Source organism: Gilliamella sp. B3022, from assembly GCF_028751545.1.
Classification (GTDB): Bacteria; Pseudomonadota; Gammaproteobacteria; order Enterobacterales; family Orbaceae; genus Gilliamella.
Map to the genome: position 1 here is coordinate 1,311,769 of NZ_CP071867.1, position 20,241 is coordinate 1,332,009.

10 protein-coding genes, 2 tRNA genes and 3 rRNA genes are annotated in these 20,241 nt (G+C 38.1%); 6 read left to right on the forward strand and 9 right to left on the reverse strand.

Annotation, left to right across the window (positions count from 1 at the left end; all coding sequences use genetic code 11):
- The first annotated feature begins 105 nt into the window (after positions 1-105).
- The 6 genes from gmhB (at position 106) to rrf (ending at position 6,367) form a co-directional block, all read left to right on the forward strand.
- Positions 106-642 (forward strand): D-glycero-beta-D-manno-heptose 1,7-bisphosphate 7-phosphatase, encoded by a 537-nt coding sequence (gene gmhB / locus J4T76_RS05955; protein WP_267342056.1) that lies wholly within the window; start codon positions 106-108, stop codon positions 640-642.
- 552 nt (positions 643-1,194) lie between these two features.
- Positions 1,195-2,732: ribosomal RNA gene (locus J4T76_RS05960) — 16S ribosomal RNA — on the forward strand.
- Between the two features lie 56 nt (positions 2,733-2,788).
- Positions 2,789-2,865: transfer RNA gene (locus J4T76_RS05965), tRNA-Ile, on the forward strand.
- Positions 2,866-2,922: 57 nt separating this feature from the next.
- Positions 2,923-2,998 (forward strand) — tRNA-Ala (locus tag J4T76_RS05970).
- A gap of 202 nt (positions 2,999-3,200) precedes the next feature.
- Positions 3,201-6,099: ribosomal RNA gene (locus J4T76_RS05975) — 23S ribosomal RNA — on the forward strand.
- A 152-nt stretch (positions 6,100-6,251) separates the two neighbouring features.
- A 5S ribosomal RNA gene (gene rrf / locus J4T76_RS05980) occupies positions 6,252-6,367 on the forward strand.
- The 16S, 23S and 5S rRNA genes sit together here with 2 tRNA genes alongside, the layout of an rRNA operon.
- Positions 6,368-7,353: 986 nt before the next feature.
- Here the strand turns inward: rrf and J4T76_RS05985 are convergent.
- The 9 genes from J4T76_RS05985 to plsB form a co-directional block, all read right to left on the reverse strand.
- Positions 7,354-8,148, reverse strand: coding sequence for an ABC transporter ATP-binding protein (locus tag J4T76_RS05985; protein WP_267341178.1), 795 nt, complete (start codon positions 8,146-8,148; stop codon positions 7,354-7,356).
- Positions 8,141-9,094: an ABC transporter permease gene (locus tag J4T76_RS05990; RefSeq protein ID WP_267341179.1), complete on the reverse strand. Its 954-nt coding sequence runs from the start codon at positions 9,092-9,094 to the stop codon at positions 8,141-8,143. The genes J4T76_RS05985 and J4T76_RS05990 overlap by 8 nt, the downstream gene beginning before the upstream one ends.
- Before the next feature lie 60 nt (positions 9,095-9,154).
- Positions 9,155-10,105 (reverse strand): ABC transporter substrate-binding protein, encoded by a 951-nt coding sequence (locus tag J4T76_RS05995; protein WP_416380302.1) that lies wholly within the window; start codon positions 10,103-10,105, stop codon positions 9,155-9,157.
- Between the two features lie 251 nt (positions 10,106-10,356).
- Positions 10,357-11,316 (reverse strand): ABC transporter substrate-binding protein, encoded by a 960-nt coding sequence (locus tag J4T76_RS06000; protein WP_267341183.1) that lies wholly within the window; start codon positions 11,314-11,316, stop codon positions 10,357-10,359.
- A gap of 182 nt (positions 11,317-11,498) precedes the next feature.
- Positions 11,499-12,407, reverse strand: coding sequence for a formate dehydrogenase accessory protein FdhE (fdhE, locus tag J4T76_RS06005; protein WP_267341184.1), 909 nt, complete (start codon positions 12,405-12,407; stop codon positions 11,499-11,501).
- A 105-nt stretch (positions 12,408-12,512) separates the two neighbouring features.
- Positions 12,513-13,208, reverse strand: a complete 696-nt coding sequence (locus tag J4T76_RS06010) for a formate dehydrogenase subunit gamma (RefSeq protein WP_267341185.1) — start codon at positions 13,206-13,208, stop codon at positions 12,513-12,515.
- Positions 13,201-14,175 (reverse strand): formate dehydrogenase subunit beta, encoded by a 975-nt coding sequence (gene fdxH / locus J4T76_RS06015; protein WP_274460379.1) that lies wholly within the window; start codon positions 14,173-14,175, stop codon positions 13,201-13,203. Before fdxH ends, J4T76_RS06010 begins: the two co-directional genes overlap by 8 nt.
- 19 nt (positions 14,176-14,194) lie before the next feature.
- Positions 14,195-17,263 (reverse strand): formate dehydrogenase-N subunit alpha, encoded by a 3,069-nt coding sequence (gene fdnG / locus J4T76_RS06020; protein WP_267341187.1) that lies wholly within the window; start codon positions 17,261-17,263, stop codon positions 14,195-14,197.
- Between the two features lie 323 nt (positions 17,264-17,586).
- Positions 17,587-20,004, reverse strand: coding sequence for a glycerol-3-phosphate 1-O-acyltransferase PlsB (plsB, locus tag J4T76_RS06025; RefSeq protein WP_267345988.1), 2,418 nt, complete (start codon positions 20,002-20,004; stop codon positions 17,587-17,589).
- Positions 20,005-20,241: the final 237 nt, after the last annotated feature.

The following is a 20,241-nucleotide window of genomic DNA, read 5'->3' on the forward strand; positions in this document are numbered from 1 at the left end:
ACAATGTGTAAATAGGTGAATATTAAGACGTCTAGACATCTAAGTCAATCAATAATATGCGATATAAATTCGCTGAATATCTAAGCAAAAGGGAAAAAAGTAAATATGAAACCAGCTATTTTTTTAGATCGGGATGGTACCATTAATATCGATTACAATTATGTACATACAATTGATAAATTTCATTTTATTGATGGTGTCATTGAAGCAATGCAAGAACTCAAAAAAATGGGCTTTTTATTGATTATTACAACTAATCAATCAGGGATTGCAAGAAATAAATTCACAGAAGAACAATTCAATGTTTTGACTGAATGGATGGATTGGTCATTACAAGATCGAGGTGTTGATTTAGATGGTATCTATTACTGCCCACATGATCCTTTAATCGATACATGTGAATGTCGAAAGCCGAGTCCTGGTATGATTCAAACCGCAGCTAAAGAGCTAAATATAGATATTGCTAATTCATATATGGTTGGTGATAAAATTTCTGACTTATTATCAGGTAAACGTGCAGGTGTTAAAAAAGCAGTGTTAGTAAAAACTGGCGACATAATCACAGATGAAGCATTATCCCAAGCTGACTGGGTCATTGACAGCTTAGCGGATTTACCAAGTAAGATAAAAATCGAGACTTAATTGGTGATTATTAAATGCAGTATTTAATATAAATACTGCATACTTTATACTTAAATTTAATTATTCGTGATTCTTTTCTTGTTAGGCAATATAGTTTAATCAAGTAAATTAAAACAGCATCCGATATAAAATGACTGGTTTTAGTATGCTTCGAGTACGTTTAGAGCAAAAAAAGCACAAACAGAAAAAAAATAGCAATAAACACTTGCAGTAAAATTTAAAGTGCCTATAATGCGCATCCACTGACACGGCGTCATCGACAAACAGAGACAGCGGGTGTAAGTGAGCAAGGTCAAAAATTTTGAAAAAAGATCTTGACGAATAAAAAGGTGTAGCGTAGTATACGCAGCCCTTGAGACAGCAAACTGAATAACAAAATGTTTAGTGAAAGATAAATAGCTGTCAGCTCTTTAAAAAGAAGAAACAGACAATCTGTGTGGGCACTTGCGAGACGAAAGATTAAAAGTCTACGGACTGAAAAATTAAGTCTTGATAAGTGACACTGAAGATTCATTTGAATATGTCAGAGACAGTTATTGAGCATCAAACTTTAAATTGAAGAGTTTGATCATGGCTCAGATTGAACGCTGGCGGCAGGCTTAACACATGCAAGTCGAACGGTAACATGAGTGCTTGCACTTGATGACGAGTGGCGGACGGGTGAGTAAAGTATGGGTATCTGCCGAATGGAGGGGGACAACAGTTGGAAACGACTGCTAATACCGCATAATGTTGAGAGACCAAAGCATGGGACCTTCGGGCCATGCGCCATTTGATGAGCCCATATGGGATTAGCTAGTTGGTAGGGTAAAGGCTTACCAAGGCGACGATCTCTAGCTGGTCTGAGAGGATGACCAGCCACACTGGAACTGAGACACGGTCCAGACTCCTACGGGAGGCAGCAGTGGGGAATATTGCACAATGGGGGGAACCCTGATGCAGCCATGCCGCGTGTATGAAGAAGGCCTTCGGGTTGTAAAGTACTTTCGGTAATGAGGAAGGTGATGAATCGAATAGGTTCATCAATTGACGTTAATTACAGAAGAAGCACCGGCTAACTCCGTGCCAGCAGCCGCGGTAATACGGAGGGTGCGAGCGTTAATCGGAATGACTGGGCGTAAAGGGCATGTAGGCGGATAATTAAGTTAGGTGTGAAAGCCCTGGGCTCAACCTAGGAATTGCACTTAAAACTGGTTAACTAGAGTATTGTAGAGGAAGGTAGAATTCCACGTGTAGCGGTGAAATGCGTAGAGATGTGGAGGAATACCGGTGGCGAAGGCGGCCTTCTGGACAGATACTGACGCTGAGATGCGAAAGCGTGGGGAGCAAACAGGATTAGATACCCTGGTAGTCCACGCTGTAAACGATGTCGATTTGGAGTTTGTTGCCTAGAGTGATGGGCTCCGAAGCTAACGCGATAAATCGACCGCCTGGGGAGTACGGCCGCAAGGTTAAAACTCAAATGAATTGACGGGGGCCCGCACAAGCGGTGGAGCATGTGGTTTAATTCGATGCAACGCGAAGAACCTTACCTGGTCTTGACATCCACAGAATCTTGCAGAGATGCGAGAGTGCCTTCGGGAACTGTGAGACAGGTGCTGCATGGCTGTCGTCAGCTCGTGTTGTGAAATGTTGGGTTAAGTCCCGCAACGAGCGCAACCCTTATCCTTTGTTGCCAGCGATTCGGTCGGGAACTCAAAGGAGACTGCCGTTGATAAAGCGGAGGAAGGTGGGGACGACGTCAAGTCATCATGGCCCTTACGACCAGGGCTACACACGTGCTACAATGGCGTATACAAAGGGAGGCGACCTCGCGAGAGCAAGCGGACCTCATAAAGTACGTCTAAGTCCGGATTGGAGTCTGCAACTCGACTCCATGAAGTCGGAATCGCTAGTAATCGTGAATCAGAATGTCACGGTGAATACGTTCCCGGGCCTTGTACACACCGCCCGTCACACCATGGGAGTGGGTTGCACCAGAAGTAGATAGCTTAACCTTCGGGAGGGCGTTTACCACGGTGTGGTCCATGACTGGGGTGAAGTCGTAACAAGGTAACCGTAGGGGAACCTGCGGTTGGATCACCTCCTTACGAAGTGCTCGTAAGTGTTCACACAGATTGTTTGTTAAGAAAAGAGTCACTTTATTGGGTCTGTAGCTCAGGTGGTTAGAGCGCACCCCTGATAAGGGTGAGGTCGGTGGTTCAAGTCCACTCAGACCCACCAATTCAACTTATTTTTTGCTGATTTTGGCTTTAACGGGTTGAAGAAGTGAAAGAAAATGGGGCTATAGCTCAGCTGGGAGAGCGCCTGCCTTGCACGCAGGAGGCCAGCGGTTCGATCCCGCTTAGCTCCACCATTAAAGAAGTCTCTTTTTAACTAAATTATGTTTGTATTTACTTATAAGAGTAAATAGAAAGATAAAGCTCTTTAACAATTAGGAACAAGCTGAAAGAAACGAGTTCTCGTTTTTACGGAAAGCATTTGTATGAAAATATGAATGTGAAGAAGTAGAAAAGAGAAAAAAGCGTAATTAAAACCAAGACAACTGTGAGTTGTAAGGTTAAGAAATTAAGCGTACACGGTGGATGCCTAGGCAATCAGAGGCGATGAAGGACGTGTTAATCTGCGAAAAGCGACGGTGAGCCGATAAAAGGCGCGATAGCCGTTGATGTCCGAATGGGGAAACCCAGTGCAGGTGACTGCACTATCATCTGATGAATCCATAGTCAGATGAGGCGAACCGGGAGAACTGAAACATCTAAGTACCCCGAGGAAAAGAAATCAACCGAGATTCCCAAAGTAGCGGCGAGCGAAATGGGAGCAGCCCAAGCGGGTAGCATAATGTATTAGTGGAAGCGTCTGGAAAGTCGCACGACAGAGGGTGAAAGTCCCGTACATGAAAATGCATTATGTGGAAGCTTATAGAGTAGGGCGGGACACGTGATATCCTGTCTGAAGATGGGGGGACCATCCTCCAAGGCTAAATACTCCTGATTGACCGATAGTGAACCAGTACCGTGAGGGAAAGGCGAAAAGAACCCCGGGAGGGGAGTGAAATAGACCCTGAAACCGTGTACGTACAATCAGTGGGAGCTGTTACCGTTGGGTAATAGTGACTGCGTACCTTTTGTATAATGGGTCAGCGACTTATATTCTGTAGCAAGGTTAACCGAATAGGGGAGCCGAAGGGAAACCGAGTATTAACTGTGCGTTAAGTTGCAGGGTATAGACCCGAAACCCGGTGATCTAGCCATGGGCAGGTTGAAGGTTGGTTAACACTAACTGGAGGACCGAACCGACTAATGTTGAAAAATTAGCGGATGACCTGTGGCTGGGGGTGAAAGGCCAATCAAACCGGGAGATAGCTGGTTCTCCCCGAAAGCTATTTAGGTAGCGCCTCATGTATAACTGTTGGGGGTAGAGCACTGTTTCGGCTAGGGGGCCATCCCGGCTTACCAACCCGATGCAAACTCCGAATACTGACAAGTTTAATCATGGGAGACACACGGCGGGTGCTAACGTTCGTCGTGAAGAGGGAAACAACCCAGACCGCCAGCTAAGGTCCCCAAGTCATAGTTAAGTGGGAAACGAAGTGGGAAGGCTTAGACAGCTAGGATGTTGGCTTAGAAGCAGCCATCATTTAAAGAAAGCGTAATAGCTCACTAGTCGAGTCGGCCTGCGCGGAAGATGTAACGGGGCTAAAACTATGCACCGAAGCTGCGGCAGTGCACGTAAGTGTATTGGGTAGGGGAGCGTTCTGTAAGCCGTAGAAGGTGTGTTGTGAGGCATGCTGGAGGTATCAGAAGTGCGAATGCTGACATAAGTAACGATAAAGCGGGTGAAAAGCCCGCTCGCCGGAAGACCAAGGGTTCCTGTCCAACGTTAATCGGGGCAGGGTGAGTCGACCCCTAAGGAGAGGCCGAAGGGCGTATCTGATGGGAAACGGGTTAATATTCCCGTACTGGCTATAACTGCGATGGGGGGACGAAGAAGGCTAGGTTTACCACCTATTGGATGGTGGGTTAAGCGTGTAGGGGTGTGATTAGGCAAATCCGGTCACTGAAACCCTGAGGCGTGATGACGAGCTACTAAGGTAGTGAAGTAATTGATGCCCTGCTTCCAGGAAAATCCTCTAAGCTTCAGGTTATAGTTAATCGTACCCGAAACCGACACAGGTGGTCAGGTAGAGAATACTCAGGCGCTTGAGAGAACTCGGGTGAAGGAACTAGGCAAAATGGTGCCGTAACTTCGGGAGAAGGCACGCTGATGGTAATTGAAGTCCCACGCGGATGGAGGTGAAGTCAGTCGAAGATACCAGCTGGCTGCAACTGTTTAATAAAAACACAGCACTGTGCAAACACGAAAGTGGACGTATACGGTGTGACGCCTGCCCGGTGCTGGAAGGTTAATTGATGGGGTTATGCGTAAGCAGAAGCTCTTGATCGAAGCCCCAGTAAACGGCGGCCGTAACTATAACGGTCCTAAGGTAGCGAAATTCCTTGTCGGGTAAGTTCCGACCTGCACGAATGGCGTAATGATGGCCAGGCTGTCTCCACCCGAGACTCAGTGAAATTGAAATTGCCGTGAAGATGCGGTGTACCCGTGGCAAGACGGAAAGACCCCGTGAACCTTTACTATAGCTTGACAGTGAACATTGAGCCTTAATGTGTAGGATAGGTGGGAGACTAAGAAGCATGCACGCCAGTGTGTGTGGAGTCGACCTTGAAATACCACCCTTTAATGTTTGATGTTCTAACCTATACTTCTGAATCGAGGTAAGGGACACTGTCTGGTGGGTAGTTTGACTGGGGCGGTCTCCTCCCAAAGAGTAACGGAGGAGCACGAAGGTTAGCTAATCCTGGTCGGACATCAGGAGGTTAGTGCAATGGCAAAAGCTAGCTTGACTGCGAGAGTGACGGCTCGAGCAGGTACGAAAGTAGGTCATAGTGATCCGGTGGTTCTGAATGGAAGGGCCATCGCTCAACGGATAAAAGGTACTCCGGGGATAACAGGCTGATACCGCCCAAGAGTTCATATCGACGGCGGTGTTTGGCACCTCGATGTCGGCTCATCACATCCTGGGGCTGAAGTAGGTCCCAAGGGTACGGCTGTTCGCCGTTTAAAGTGGTACGCGAGCTGGGTTTAGAACGTCGTGAGACAGTTCGGTCCCTATCTGCCATGGGCGTAGGAAAATTGAGAGGGTTTGCTTCTAGTACGAGAGGACCGAAGTGAACGCACCGCTGGTGTTCGGGTTGTGATGCCAATTGCATTGCCCGGTAGCTACGTGCGGAATAGATAAGTGCTGAAAGCATCTAAGTACGAAACTAGCCTCGAGATGAGTTTTCCCTGAAGAGATTCAGTAAGGTCCGTTTGAGACTAAGACGTAGATAGGTCAGGTGTGTAAGTGTAGTGATACATTGAGCTAACTGATACTAATGAACCGAGAGTCTTAACCTTACAACTCGGAGTTGTTTTGGATACGCGAAGTTGAGAGATTAAGAAATCATCGAAAGATGATGAAAGATTGATGAAACAGTTTGTTCCGGATTGAGCGATTGATGAAGATATGTGATAATCATCATCAATAGAAAAAGAGAAGACAGAATATGTCTGGCGGTAATAGCGCGGTGGTCCCACCTGACCCCATGCCGAACTCAGAAGTGAAACGCCGAAGTGCCGATGGTAGTGTGGGTATTACCCATGTGAGAGTAGGGAGCCGCCAGACTTTTAAATATATCGAGAGCCCAGCAGGAATGCTGGGCTTTTTTGCATACAGAAATTACAAACTTCTGATAAGGTTATTTGAAAGCAGATTATTAGCTCATTTACCTATACCAAATATCTACCTAGTAAATTGTTATAATTAACATTTAACAAAATTTGCTATCTTTTTGATGACAATTTATCTTATTTACAACTTTGATTAGTTGAGTTATTTTCCTGATTGTGACCACAATCTTATAAGTTTTATAACAATAATTCTGTTTTTATTGAAGATATTATTAATAAAAACAGAATTGATTTTAGCTAATAGATCTTAATTAAGAGTTATTTATAATAAGTATCTTAATAGTGAATTTAATCATTAAAATTATCATTAGTTAAAAATTTCTATAAAATTTTGCAATAAATATAAAATAATCAATACGATATTGCTATCTTTTCATTGTATAAATAAAACTGCCCATCTCTATTATTTCAATAATCTTTGCAAATAATATTAATTTTATTTTTTATTATTGATAATGCCTAATAAGTAATTGTTGAATATTATATGCTGTAAGGAATCAAAGGTTCTTTAATGAAAAGAAGATATATTCATAACGATCTTTAATTCCTATAGATTTAAATTAAAAAATTATTAATTTATTGAAATAAGTTTTATAGCTGATAATTTTGATACAAATAATGCATCAATATAAGTATAACTATTACTTTACGAAATATTCATAAAATCTAAAATTAATGGATTTGTTATCATTAATTAAATCGAGATTATGTTGTAGGTAAATTCTATTGATAAAATATTTAGATTTGAATTATCTGAAAAAGCTTTTAATATTGTTATACACTAGTGTGAGAGGTAAAAGTGATAAGAAGTACTTTAATGAATATTTAATCGCAAATAAGAAAACAGTTATGAATTTTTCAAAATGAATTTTGGAAAACAAAGCAATATTTAAAAAGAATATTGCTTTGTTATTTGGTTTATTATCCTAAAAGTAATGCATCATCAGTAACTTTTTCGCCACGCGTTTTTTCAAACATAGCTAGTAAATCATTTACTGTTAGCTTGGCACGTTGTTCTCCAGCAACATCAAGTACGACCTGACCCTGATGGAGCATTACTGTCCTATTGCCATATTCTAATGCTTGTTTCATAGAGTGAGTAACCATCATGGCTGTCAAATGATTTTTTGAAACAATTTCATCGGTTAGCTCTAAAACAAATTGTGCCGTTTTAGGATCAAGTGCAGCGGTATGTTCATCAAGCAATAATATTTTAGATGGTTGCAGCGTTGACATTAGTAAACTAATTGCTTGTCTTTGCCCTCCAGAAAGTAATCCCATCATGTCGGACAATCGATTCTCTAGACCTAAATTTAATGTCGCAAGTTTTTCTTTAAATATTGCACGTAACTTTCTATTTAGGGCTGGAGACAATGTAAAGCTATGTCCTCGGTTATAAGCAATAGCAAGATTTTCTTCAATAGTTAGGTTTTCACAAGTACCAACCATTGGATCTTGAAAAACTCGAGCAACTAATCCCGCCCTTTTCCATGCAGGCCAGCGAGTTACATTTTTTCCATTAATAATTACACTGCCTGAGTCGGCAAGTAAATCACCACTAATTACATTGAGTAATGAGCTTTTCCCTGCCCCATTACTACCTATGATTGTGACAAATTCACCTTCGCTTATATTAAGATTTAATCCTCGTAATACATGATTTTCGATAGGTGTTCCTTGATTAAAAGTTAATTGTAATTCTCCAACTTTAATCATGCTTACTTCCTCTTTTTTTTGAGCGTTTTTTTAACTGTTTAGGTAAAACTAAAGCAAGTACTACCAAGATAGCTGTAATAAGATTTAAATCCTCGGTTCCTACACCAATTTCTTGTAAAAACTCATTACTGAGTGCAAACGCAATGAATAAGCGATATAAAATTGAACCAAAAATAACCGCTAGCATTACAGCCCAAATACGCTTAGTTGGAAAAATACTTTCGCCAATAATAATTGATGCCAGTCCTATAACGATAGTGCCAACACCAATTGTAACATCTGCTCCACCTTGGGTTTGTACAAATAAAGAACCGCCAAGAGCTATTAAGCCATTTGATATTGCCATACCAAGAATAGTAATACTACCTGTCGGAATACCTTGAGATTTGGCCATTCGTTGGTTGGTTCCTGTTGCTCTTAATGCTAAGCCGATTTTGGTATTTAAAAAGAGATTGAGTAATAACCAAAATAGAATGACAAAACCTAATATCATAAGTGGTTGTACAATATATTGATTACTATAATCTTCAGTAATAAATGGTGAAAATATTGTTTTAGCATCAAGTAAAGAGAGATTAGGTGAACCAGCCATTCTTGGTGTTTCGTCCATAATATAAGGTCCAATACCTAATATTCTCAAATTGATAGAATAAAGCCCTATCATGACAATGATACTTGAAAGTAGTTGTAGTATATTGAGTTTAACATACAATATTCCAGTCATTGCTCCAGCAATACAACCAGCAAACATGCCTAACAATGTTGCTATCCAAGGATCAATACCTACGTAAATACATAGGCCGCAAACCGCCCCGCCAAGAGGAAAACTGGCATCAGCGGTAAGATCCGGAAAATCAAGTAAACGGAATGAGATAAAAACACCTAAACTAACCAGTGCATAAATAAGTCCAATTCCAATAGATCCTAAAAAAAATTCAAAAGACATGAAAAACATCCATTAAAAAGTAACCGCTGAAATAGCGGTTTAGTTATCAAAAAGTTACAATTATTTTTCGACAATTTTTGCTGCTGATTTTAATACATCTTCAGATAAAGTAATACCTTGGCGTTCAGCAGCTTTTTTATTAATTGTTAATTGAGTAATATTACCAACTTGTGGTGGTATATCCCCTGGTTTCTCGCCATTAAGTATCCGGATAACAATTTTACCAGCTTGACGACCAAGATCATAATAGCTCATTCCTAATGCTGCAATAGCACCACGTTCAGCTGATTCAGGATTTGATGCTACAAGAGGAATTTTACTTTCATTAGCAATTTTAGCTAAAGCTTCATAAGATGAAACAACATTATTATCGGTAGTCGTATAAATCATATCAACCTTACCTTTTAAACTCCTTGCCGCTGTTGATATATCAGAAGTTCGTTGAGCAGGAGCTGCAATAATTTTCATTCCTCTTTTTTCAAGTTCTACTTGCAATTGTTTCAAGATAATAATTGAATTAACTTCACTAGGACTATAAACATAACCAATATTTTTAGCATCAGGTTTAATTTTTAACATCATTTCAATTTGAGAATCCAGTGATAAGGCATCGGAAACGCCTGTCACATTTGTTTTTGATGCATCCCAACTTGGCGTTAATTTTGCTACCACAGGATCAGTCACAGCGGTAAAAACAATAGGAATAAGTTTTGTTGTTGCAACTAAAGCTTGTGAACTTGGTGTTGCAATACCAACAATAGCATCAGGTTTATTCGCTACAAATTGCTTCGCTATCTGAGCAGCAGTTGCACTGCTACCTTGTGCACTGGCAAATTGAAGCTTTAAATTTTCCCCTGCAATATAGCCATTATCTTTTAATTCATCTTCAACACCTTTTCGTACACTATCTAGTGCTGGGTGTTCAACAATTGCAGTAATGGCTACAAATTTTTGTTCGGCTTTTGTATCTGCGTAAGAATAAAATGCAGCGAACGGTAAACTGAAAATCATAAAAAGTTTAATAATATAATTACGCATAAGGTACTCCTGTACTATTTTTTTTACAACCAAGCGAAATTTTGAGTTACTATAAAGCAAAATTGAATATTTTTCCAGAATAAAAAAAGAACTAGCAAATGTAAATAATTCATTACATAGCAGGTGACGAATGGCTATAAACAGGAATATTGTTTGTTATATTACACTTTGCCCATACCTTTGAGCAAAGTTAATTTTGATATTTTTAATAAAATAATACTTAATTATTGTCCAATTATTTTATAAGCTGATTGGATAATTTCGGGAGATAAATTTACTCCTTGTTTTTTTGCTGCATTAGAATTAATAACAAGGTGTAATGCTTGTCCAAGTTCCGGGGCAATACTTCCAGGTTTTTCACCTTTCAATATCCGAACAACTTGCTTACCAGATTGACGTCCAATATCATAATAGCTCATACCATAAGCAGCAGTAGCTCCTCGTTCAATTGCATCAGGAAACGAAGCTAAAAGTGGTATTTTATTTTCATTAGCAAATTTTACAAGTGATTCATAAGCTGAAACAACGTTATTATCTGTTGTTGTATAAATTAAATCTACTTTACCTTTTAATGTATTGGCTGCTGTTGAAATATCAGCAGTTCTCTGTGCGGGTACAGCAACAAGAGAAATATTTTGTTTGGCTAGATGAGTTTGCAGATTTTTTAGGACAACGGTAGAGTTAATTTCACTTGGACTATAAATATATCCTACTGACCTAACATTAGGTACAATTTTCTTCATAAAATTAATTTGAGGAACAATCTCTTGATAATCTGAAACACCAGTAATATTTGTGCCAGTTGGTTGCCAGGTTTTAATTAACTTTGCTGCGATAGGATCAGTAATTCCGGCAAATATAACGGGAATTTTTTTAGTCGCAGCCGCTGTTGCTTGTGCACTAGGTGTTGCAATGGCCACAATGACATCAGGCTTTGCTGCAATAAATTGTCTAGCAATTTGAGCGGCAGTAGCGCTACTTCCTTGCGCACTTTTATATTGTACTGTTATGTTTTCGTTTAACTTATAACCACTATCTGTTAATTCATCTTTCACACCCTCACGGATTTGATCTAATGATGGATGTTCAATAATTGCTGTAATTGCAACATATTTAAATGTATCAGCGGAACTAAACAGCGGTATAAGTAATATCATCATTGTTAAAAAAATAAAACGCTTCATAAAATAAACTCATAAACTAGTACATTAGTTCAATTCTAACCTTATTAATATAAAATGTTAAGTTGTATTTTATTCAAATAATAAATATCGTTAATCAACTCTCTCGCTAGTAAGCAATATTGATTGTGATAATAATTGATTTTGATGAAACTGAATTTTAACTATAACGTATATTTACTGTTTTATTGAGCAAATATAAAAGGGTTTATGCCACTTTTAGCAAATCCTTCCTCTTCTGTTTTTATATCCAAGATCAACGAAGCGATATCATCAGCAATAACCTCAATACGTGGATCTTTGTCTTGATCTAGAATTTTTAGATAACTGTGGCAAATATCACAGCATTCTGTTTTTGTTGCTGATAGTTCTTTATCCAGTGAAAAATATTGAATGTCCTGCATATTATCACAACAGGTACATTTTATTCGAGGTACGTACCATTCACTTTCGCATAAGCTACAGTGTAAATAACGTAATCCATTGTTACTTCCTAGCTGAATAATACTGGCGACAGGCATACTATTACATACAGGACATAACCAGTTTTTATCGCTATTTTCTGCGACTGCTTTGCCTTTGATTTGACTTGCTAGCTGGCTATAGTAAACCGATAATGCGGACCAGATAAACATAGCTTCATTACCTTCTACACAGTTAAATTCACCATTAATTAAATGGTTGGCTTTATCTTGTAATTGATCAGAACTATTTTTTCTTAGCTGTTCTGTCACTAATCTAATTTGTTCTGTTGTATCTGTCATCGAACCTAATAGTTCACTTAAATATTCTTGCCAAAAAGTGGATAAGGGAAAATTATATAAACTTAAAGGGGGGTATTGACCATCAAGGCTATTTGGCAAATCGATATTTACTGGTTTTTGCTTGACAATATTGGCTTGTAGTTCAACAATTATAGTACAAAATTCCAAATATTCACTAAATGGACTACTTGTTGCTAGCTCTTTTAAACGTTCCGCACGATGAATATACAGCGTCTTTGGCGATGGATAAAAGAGTAGTGGGATTTGTCGAATAACTGTGTTTGTTGTTTGTTGTTCAAGTTGCTCTTGTGGGATGATTTTTATACTCATTATTAATTACCATTTTACTATCGTTTTATCCATAATTTTTCATAATTAAATGTTATCGGTTAATTAAAATTAGGGATAACATTTATTTAATGTAATGAGTTGTTTTTATGCCGGTTTACGCTCTACTTTTGTTGTTTGTTTTGTTTCTGATTTGGTATTAGCATTAAGTTCTTTTTGATGTATTTTTTGCATTTCTTCTTCATACCATGCAGAATGGTTTTTACGAGCCCAGGCTCGAGATACATAACCTGTTATCATACCTTTAATTGATCCTTTAACCCAAAGAGCCATATAGGCATGACCTATGGCGAGTAAAATTAATCCTATTGCAGCAAGCGAGTGGAAAAATATAGCGATACGGACAATTTGAACAGGAAAATAGTCAGAAACATACCTACGCCACATAATCATTCCTGTGATAAATAGTACAGATATTAGGCTCATAATGCACCAAAATAAAAACTTCTGACCGACATTGTATTTACCAATTGGAATGCCTTCTTCTTTGCCCATAATTACATGCTTAAAGTTCTTTAACCATACAATATCTGCTTTATTTGGAATATTATGGTGAACAAGCTTCAAGAACATAAACATTAATAGTAAGAACACAATACAACCTATCATTGGGTGCAATGCTCTGACCAATTGTGGTGTACCAAGTACTAAACCAAACAATTTCATTGATGGAAAAAATAAAAATAAACCGGATAGTGCGGTTAGAATAAAAAGACACACCATACACCAATGACAAAAACGAACAATAAGTGGTGTTCTTAATATCATGTCTTTTTTACTCATGATGATTCTCCTGTTGTACTGAATTAGTGCTATTTTGACGTTCAAAAATTGGTAATCCTAGACGTTTTCTAGCTTGTCTATCAGCTTTTTTTTCTTGCTCTATATCTTCTTCATCAACTTCTATTGCACCAACACTCATATAATGGAATAGTAGCCCCCCAAATGTTGCAATGAATGCGGCTGCGGATAACGGTTTCCATGCACCTTTCCAGAATTTAACAATTTCACTAATGTGAGGATCTTTCGGTAAACCATGATACAGTTCGGGTTGATCTGCATGATGTAATACATACATTACATGAGTACCGCCGACACCTTGAGGATCGTAAAGACCAGCCTGTTCAAAACCTCGTTTTTTAAGATCCTCAATGCGATGTTCCGCATGACGAATCATATCTTGTTTTGTGCCAAAATGAATTGCTCCTGTTGGGCAAGTTTTGACACAAGCAGGCTCTTGTCCTACAGAAACGCGATCAACACACAATGTACATTTGTACGAATGATTATCTTCTTTACTTACTCGTGGAATATTAAATGGACAGCCAGCAATACAATAACCGCAACCAATGCAGTGTTCTGATTGAAAATCTACAATACCATTTGCGTATTGAATGATTGCACCTTCCGATGGGCAGGCTTTGAGGCAACCTGGATCAGAACAATGCATACAACCATCTTTGCGAATCAGCCATTCAAATTTACCATTTACTTCGACTTCAGAATAACGCATCACCGTCCAAGCTTTAGGTTCTAAGTCTGCTGGATTGTCATAAACACCAACAGTATTACCAATTTCAGCACGTAGATCATTCCATTCACTACATGCAATCTGGCAGGCTTTACAGCCGATACAGGTTGTAACATCAATCAGTTTTGCCACTTCTTGCTGATAATCTCGAACTCGTGGAGCTGGAGTTAAAGCACTCGTTGCTGAGCGGCGGATGATATCTTGAGTTTGTAATGACATATCTTTTATTCTCCCTCACTTATGCCGCTGTAGTCACTTTTTCGATATTCACTAAGAAAGACTTGTATTCTGGTGTTTGCGAATTAGCATCACCTAAATGAGGGGTTAATTCGTTAACTAAAAATCCTTTCTTTGTCTGCCCAGTAAAACCCCATACGATTGGAATTCCAATGGTTTCAACTTCTTTACCATCAACGGTTAATGTAGGAAGACGTTTAGTTACAACCGCTTTAGCTTTAATATAACCACGGTATGACGTTACTTTAACTGTATCACCAAGTTTTATTCCTTTTTTATTTGCTAAATTTTCACTTAACTCAATAAATTGTTCAGGTTGTGAAATAGCAGCCAGTCTTGCATGTTGAGTCCAAAAATGGAAATGTTCAGTTATGCTGTAAGTTGTTCCAACATACGGAAATTGACTGGCACTTCCTAAGCGTGCTAAGTCCTCTTTAAATGCACGAGCCACAGGATTGTTGATCTGGTTAGGATGTAATGGATTGTTAGTAATCGGTGTTTCAAAGGGTTCATAATGTTCAGGGAATGGTCCATCGACTAATCGATTTAAACAAAATAATCCTCCTAAGCCATCATTATTCATAATGAAAGCTCCTGCACCAGAAGTTGGCGATAAAGTTGCAGTGAAATCAGCAACATCATTACCGTCCCAACTTGAACCATTCCATTTTATTAATACACGTTTTGAATCCCATGGTTTGCCATTTTCATCAGCAGAGGCTCGATTATAAAGGACGCGTCGATTCATTGGCCATGTCCAAGCCCAGCCTGCATGAATGCCTTTACCAGATGGATCGCTTGGATCGCGCCGAGCCATTAGGTTGCCTTGCTCTGTCCAAGAACCGCAGAATATCCAAATGCCTGATGATGTTGTACCGTCTGCTTTTAGTTGAGAGAAACCACTCAATAATTGTCCTTTTTTAAGAATAATATTGCCATTATTATCGGTTATATCTACCAGTGTTCGTCCATTACACTCTTTTGCAAGTTCTTCAGCTGCTGGTCCTTCAGGATCTTGGTAATCCCATGTTAAATTATTAATTGGTTCGTGATAAGCACCACCTTCTTCTTCATAAAGTTCCTTAATTCTTAAATAAATGCGCGCTATAATTTCTGGATCATAAAGTGATTCATAGGGTGGTCTTGCTGCTGCCCAGTGCCATTGTAATAAACGTGATGAGTTAACGATTGTACCGTTTTCCTCAGCAAAACAGTTAGCTGGAAGTCTAAATACTTCAGTTTGAATTTGGCTTGGATCAACATCATTTGATTCGCCATGATTTTTCCAAAACTCGGCCGTCTCTGTTGGCATTGGATCAATATTTACCAGAAATTTCAGTTTAGATAATCCTTCACGAATACTATTTTTATCAGGTAGTGCAGCAAGCGGGTTAAAACCTTGACAAATAAAGCCATTGGCTTGGCCATCACGCATCATTTTACTGAATCTTAAAACATCATAGGTTTTATCCCATTTCGGTAACCAATCGAATCCCCAATTATTGTCAATAGTGGATTTATCCCCATACATTGCCTTCATAAAGCTAACAAAAAATTTAGGATAATTCCCCCAGAAATTAACTTCATTTGGACCAAGTGGTTTTGGTGTTTTTTCTTCTAAATATTGTTGAAGTGAAACATGAGAGTCTTTGGGTAATTCAAGATAAGCAGGTAAACGATTAGATAATAAACCAACATCGGTTAAGCCTTGAATATTCGAATGCCCACGTAGTGCATTAATGCCGCCACCCATGACCCCAATATTACCTAAAATTAGCTGGATCATTGCTGCTGTACGAATAATTTGTGTGCCATAGCTATGTTGTGTCCAACCTAATGCATATAAAAAGGTCGCTGCTCTGTCATTCGTTTTGGTGCTTGCTAGGGACCGACAAACATGTAAAAAGCCTTCAATAGGGCTGCCGGTTACTTTATTAACCATTTCAGGTGTATAGCGACTTACATGTTGTTTGAGCAGATTCCATACACAACGAGGATGATTTAATGTTTTATCTCGAAGCGCAAAGCCGTTTTCATCTTTTTGATAGGCCCAACTGGTCTGATTATATTGTTTGGTTGTTGCATCGTAGCCACTAAAAAGTCCATTATTTGCATCAAAATTAAAATCATCATGAATAATTAAACTTGCATTACTATGAGTGATTAAATAATCATAATTCACTTCATCGTGCGTAATAAGATAATTAATGATACCAAGCAAAAACGCAATGTCCGATCCAGCTCGAATCGGTACATAATGATCAGCAACAGAAGCTGTTCGATGAAAACGTGGATCAATAGCAATCAATTCTGCACCGTTAGTAATTTTAGCTTCAATAGCCCATTTAAAGCCAACTGGGTGTGCCTCTGCGGCATTTCCACCCATAACAATAACGACGTTTGCATTTTTAATGTCGTTCCAATTGTTGGTCATAGCCCCTCGACCATAAGTTGCTGCTAAGCTGGATACTGATGGTCCATGACAAACCCTTGCTTGAGTTTCAAGACTTAACATACCTAATGAACGTGCAACTTTAAATGCTAACCAACCGGTTTCATTACTGGCAGCAGAAGTCACAAGCCATCCTGTTGTTGTCCAACGATTTACAGTTATACCTTTTTCATTTTTTTCAACAAAATTTTTGTCACGATCTTCTTTCATTAAGCGGGCGATGCGTTCAATCGCCTCATCCCAACTAATGCGTTGCCATTTATCCGAGCCTGGTGCTCGATATTCCGGATATTTAACGCGTTGTTCACTTTTGATATAGTCAAGTACGCCAGCACCCTTTGGACAAAGCGAACCGCGACTCACTGGATGGTCGGGATCACCCTCTATATGGAATATTGATGATTCAGCATTTTTTGCACCATCACCTCGACTATAAAGCAACATTCCACATCCTACAGAGCAATAAGTGCAGTTATTACGGGTTTCTTTTGATTTTAGTAATTTAAATTGGCGAGTTTGTGCAAGCGCTATATTCGGCATCAATCCTAGTGTAGCGACAGTTGTTCCTGCCATGCCACCAGCACAGATCTTAAAGAACTGCCTACGGTTAAATAGCATATAGACTCCTTAGAAAGCAGACATTACATTATTAAATTTATTGTATTGGAGGCGATAAATATCCTTATTAATATTAATGATAATCGTTTATTGAACAGAAATAAAGAGAAAACAAATAGTAATTGGTAAAATTTGATGTTTGTCAAAAAATAAATTTATGCGTATATGCAATACGGTGAATATAAGGAAAAGAAAAGTTGTATTCCTGTTAGAAAGTTTCAGGAATACATAATGGTTAAGTATATTTATCGCTATTTATTGAATAATGTATCAAATAAAAATAATTACATATTCCTAAAAACAATGCTTTTTTATTCTTTTATTCAAGGATTAATTTCATCAATAGTTTGCATGACCTGCGCCGTAATTAACGGTTTAAGTATTTTGTTCATAGCTTCAATTTTTGGTAGATTTGCGCCATCTTTATCATCTAAATAGCCTTGTTCACGTAGCGATGCGACTAATATTGAAAATACACCTTTGTCAAAAAATTCAGGAGCATTAATACCGTGTAAAACAGATAATCTTTCAGCAATTAATCGACCTTCTTTTTCCAAAATAGTACGACTGATAGAAGGATCTTTTTGTAACAAAGAAAATGCAATCACATAACGTTGTAATGTATCTTTCGATGATGAAGCGAGTAATTGTAATTCTGATATTTTTAAATAGCTTAACGTTAATTTGTCCGAAGAAGAATTGATTAAATTTAATTCAGAATAAGTTGCAATTATATTATTCACATACTCTGTGAGCTGTTCATCGTTGTGATAAAGAAATAATTCAGATTTTATCAATGGGAAAAGTAATTTTACTTGTTCAATGATTTCTTGTAATGAAATTCGATTATGCTTTAACAATATTCTGGCTACTATTGCGGGAATAATTAATAAATGTTGGATATTATTACGATAATAAGTCATTAATACTGCTTGTTCGGCTGTAAGACCAACCATTTCACCCACTTCATCGGTTGTGATAATAAATTTTCCCATTTGTTTTGCATGCTCAAACAGTTCTTCAGGCGTCTGATCAGGGATAGTAATTAAATCAGAATAGGGTACTTTGTGTAATAATTTTATCAGATAATCAATATGTTCAATCAATCTCACTTTTGTTAATGTGCACTGATCTGCTGCTAGTAATATTGAACTACATAAATTCATGGCATTGATTGCTGCCGATGAATTAATACGTTCCATTATCTGCTTGGCAAGTAAGTTTGTTGTTGGTGTTAACCAGCTAGGGCGTTGAGAACCCGTTGGTTCAATCGCATTGCGCCAATCTGGGATATGTTGATTTAAAAATTGATTTAATGGGATTGGTTGCCCAAAATTAACATAACCAAAACCTAACTTTTTCAGTTTAAAGAAGGCTTTAATAGTGATCCATAAACTCTCTTTTTCTTTTTTGGCTCCACGCAATTCATTTGCGTAGGTTGCAACTTCTAAAACATGTTCATAACCAATATAAACCGGCACAATCGTAATAGGTCTGGCATCGCCACGTAACAAGGTCTGTACAGTTATTGTTAACATGCCTGTTTTAGGATCAAGCAATCGCCCTGTGCGAGAACGACCGCCTTCAATAAAATATTCAACAGAATAACCACGAATAAATAATTCAGCTAAATATTCACGAAAAACAGAGGTATAGAGTTTATTTCCTCGAAATGAACGGCGAATAAAAAAAGCACCTAAACGTCGAAAAATGGGGCCAGCTGGCCAGAAATTCAGATTAATACCTGCGGCAATATGTGGGGGAACTAATCCTTGACGATAAAGAACATAGGATAATAATAAATAATCCATATGACTACGATGACAAGGCGCATAAACAATCTCGTATCCGTTTTGTGCTAATTCACGAATTGGATCTGCATTGGTGACTTTTAATCCTTGATAAAGTCTATTCCATGCCCAAGTCAGAATAAAATCGGTCACTCTAAGCATTCGATAAGAAAAATTTGCCGCAATTTCATTTAAAATGGATAAGGCATTTTTTTTAGCTTTATCAAGATTAATGTTTTTACTTTTTGCTTCTTCTTGTATTGCTTCTGAAATACCAGGATTATTCAATAATTTATTAAGCATTTGTTGTCGAACAGGCAGTTTTGGTCCAACCGATGCCGTTCTTTGTTTGGCAAAATGAATTCGAGCAACACGTGATAATTTGTGTGCTAATGTTAAAATATCTTGGTTATTATCAAGTCTAAGTGTATTAAATGAAACGGTACGAGAAAAGCGTGTGTAACAATCACGTCCGGAAACAATTATTTTATATAACTTATACGTTGCACCCACTACTTGTAATGATGGTATTTTTTTGCCTTCTTTATCTGGTCTTCGCCCAAACATTACCGAGACAGGTAACATTTGAACATCCAGATTATGATTTTGTTGATGTGCAGAAATATAGTCTCTTAAAATTTCAATTGCTTTAGTTTGTTGTCGATAAGATGAAAAAATACCTGGTCCTTTATCAATATAGAGATATGACGGTACGATTTTACCATTGATTTCAATACCTGTTAGGGGATCTGGTAAATGATATTGTAAACAGAGAGATCTGACGACCATCAGATCAATTTGAGAGTTATAAGGGAGTACATATAAAATAGGTTTACTTAAATCCAAATTTAGTTCTGTTATTGGATCAGTAGGAATCGGTTTACTTTTAACAAAAAGTTTGACTAAGATTTGGATAAGAGAGAAATAGACTTTAGTCCACCATGAAAACATAAAAAAATAAACCTCAGGCTTTTACATTATTGATATATTTTAATAACTTTAATTATGAGCTTGTTAAGCAAACAGAAGAACCTGTTAAAATTATAAAGCTAAACGTTTTTTTAAAATAAAGAGATTGTTTAAGTATATACTTGTTACTAATTAATTGTTAGCAAATTTGCATGATCTTTAGGCTATGCAATTTACTTAACATAGTTAAGTTTTAATGAAATATAAACTTATTATAAA